2 protein-coding genes are annotated in these 2,147 nt (G+C 68.4%); both read left to right on the top strand.

Translation table 11 applies throughout. The annotated features are described in order from the left end of the window. Positions 1–51 precede the first annotated feature (51 nt). Positions 52–402, top strand: a complete 351-nt coding sequence (gene tnpB, locus ABTU92_RS26665; RefSeq protein WP_408094623.1) for an IS66 family insertion sequence element accessory protein TnpB — start codon at positions 52–54, stop codon at positions 400–402. Positions 403–475: 73 nt separating this feature from the next. Continuing rightward, positions 476–2,059, top strand: coding sequence for an IS66 family transposase (gene tnpC, locus ABTU92_RS26660; RefSeq protein ID WP_408094622.1), 1,584 nt, complete (start codon positions 476–478; stop codon positions 2,057–2,059). The last annotated feature ends 88 nt before the right edge of the window (positions 2,060–2,147 follow it).

Genomic DNA, 2,147 nt, shown 5'->3' with positions numbered 1-2,147 from the left:
CATTGACCCCGTGTGGCTGCGGGATGTTCTGCGCGCCGTGAAGGCCGCGACATGATCGCGACGACGGGCGTCAAGGTCCTGGTGGCGACGAAGCCGGTGGATTTCCGCAGAGGCGCCGACGGTCTCGCCGCTCTGGTCAAGGAGCAGCTGCGGCACGATCCTTTCTCGGGCACGATCTTCATCTTCCGCTCGAAGCGAGCTGACCGTTTGAAGATTCTGACCTGGGATGGATCCGGCCTGGTGCTGATGTGGAAGCGGCTGGACCGAGGAGCGTTTCGTTGGCCGCCGATCAGCGACGGCGTGATGCGGCTGAACGTCTCGCAGCTCGCCGTGCTGATGGACGGCATGGACTGGACGCGGCTGCATGCTTGCGACACGGCGCAGCCGACGGCGACATCGTGATCCGCTGCGACCGATCGAATCAGGCTGCTCGAGACCGTCCACAATAGTCGCCGAATCAGCTTGAATCCCCGACGTGGGCGACATCGGCGATCAGCTTCCGACCGACATCGAGGCACTGCAGGCCCTCCTCGCGGCGGCGCGCGCCGAGCGCGACGCGGCGATTGCCGCGCGCGACCAGGCGTTGTCTCAGAACGATCGGCTGCGGCATCTGCTGCGTCAGCTTCAGCGCGCGCAGTTCGGCCGTCGATCGGAGAAGCTCGATCCCGAGCAGCTGCTGCTGGCCCTCGAGGACATCGAGCAGGCGATCGCGGCCGGCGAGGCCGCCGAGGACAAGAAGGACCCGGCGGGGGCCGCCGATCGCGCCAAGAAGCGGCGCAGCCGCAGCGCCGCGCTGCCGGCGCATCTGCCGCACATCGACGTGACGATCACGCCGGACGACACCAGCTGCCCCTGCTGCCGCGCGCCCATGCACGTGATCGGCGAGGAGACGTCGAAGCGGCTCGATGTCGTTCCGGCGCAGTTCCGGGTGATCGTCACGCACCGGCCCAAGTATGCCTGCCGGGCCTGCACGGATGCCGTGGTCCAGGCGCCGGCGCCCGAGCGGCTGATCAAGGGCGGGCTGCCGACCGAGGGGCTGGTCGCCCATGTGCTGGTCGCCAAATACGCCTGGCACCAGCCGCTCCATCGGCAGGCCCAGATGCTGCTGGCGCAAGGAATCCACATTGAGCGGGCCGTGCTGGCCTTCTGGGTGGGCTATGCGGCGGCCGAACTCCAGCCGGTCTGGCGGCGGCTGCGAGAGATCATTCTTTGCTCCGGCAGGATCGCGGTCGACGAGACCACGGCGCCGGTGCTCGATCCCGGGCGCGGTCGCACCAAGAAGGGCTACTTCTGGGCTGTTGCGCGCGATGACCGGCCCTGGGGCGGGACCGACCCGCCGGCGGTCGCCTACACCTATGCTCCTGGCCGTGGCGCCGTGCACGCGCTCGCGCTGCTCGACGGCTATCGCGGCATCGTGCAGTGCGACGGGTACGCGGCCTACAAGACCGTCGCCAAGACTCCGCGCGAGGAAGCGATCACGCTCGCCTTCTGCTGGGCCCATGTGAGGCGCCGCTTTTACGACATCGCCCAGGGCGGCCCCGCACCGATCGCCAGCGAGACGCTCGAGCGGATCGCCGCGCTCTATGCGATCGAGAAGACCATCCGCGGCTGCAGCGCCGACGAGCGGCGCGTCGTGCGCCAGGAGCGCAGCAAGCCTCTCGTGCTGGCGATGAAGGCTTGGTTCGAGCAGCAACTCGCCCGCGTCTCGGCCAAGGCGACCATCGCCGAGGACATCCGCTACACCTTGAACCACTGGGACGGGCTCATACGGTTCCTCGACGACGGCCGCATCGAGGTCGACAGTAACATCGTCGAGCGGAGCATCCGCCCGCTGGTTCTGAATCGCAAGAACGCACTCTTTGCCGGGCATGATGAGGGCGCGGAGAACTGGGCCTGCATCGCTTCGCTCGTCGAGACCTGCAAGCTCTGCGGCGTCGACCCGCAGGCGTATCTGACCGACGTTCTCACCAGGCTGGTCAATCTCTGGCCGGCCTCTCGCCTCGACGAGCTGATGCCGTGGGCCTGGGCCGCCGAGCGTTCCAGGCGCCTGGCTGCGTGATGAAACGCGCACACGTCGGACCGCGGCCGTATCCGAGCCCGCCGGTGTCCCCTCGTCGGACGCCAGCTTCAGCAGCCCGTCCCGCACC

The organism is Rhodoplanes sp. SY1, from assembly GCF_046000175.1.
Taxonomy (GTDB): Bacteria; Pseudomonadota; Alphaproteobacteria; order Rhizobiales; family Xanthobacteraceae; genus Rhodoplanes.
This window is presented reverse-complemented; position numbering and strand designations above follow the sequence as displayed.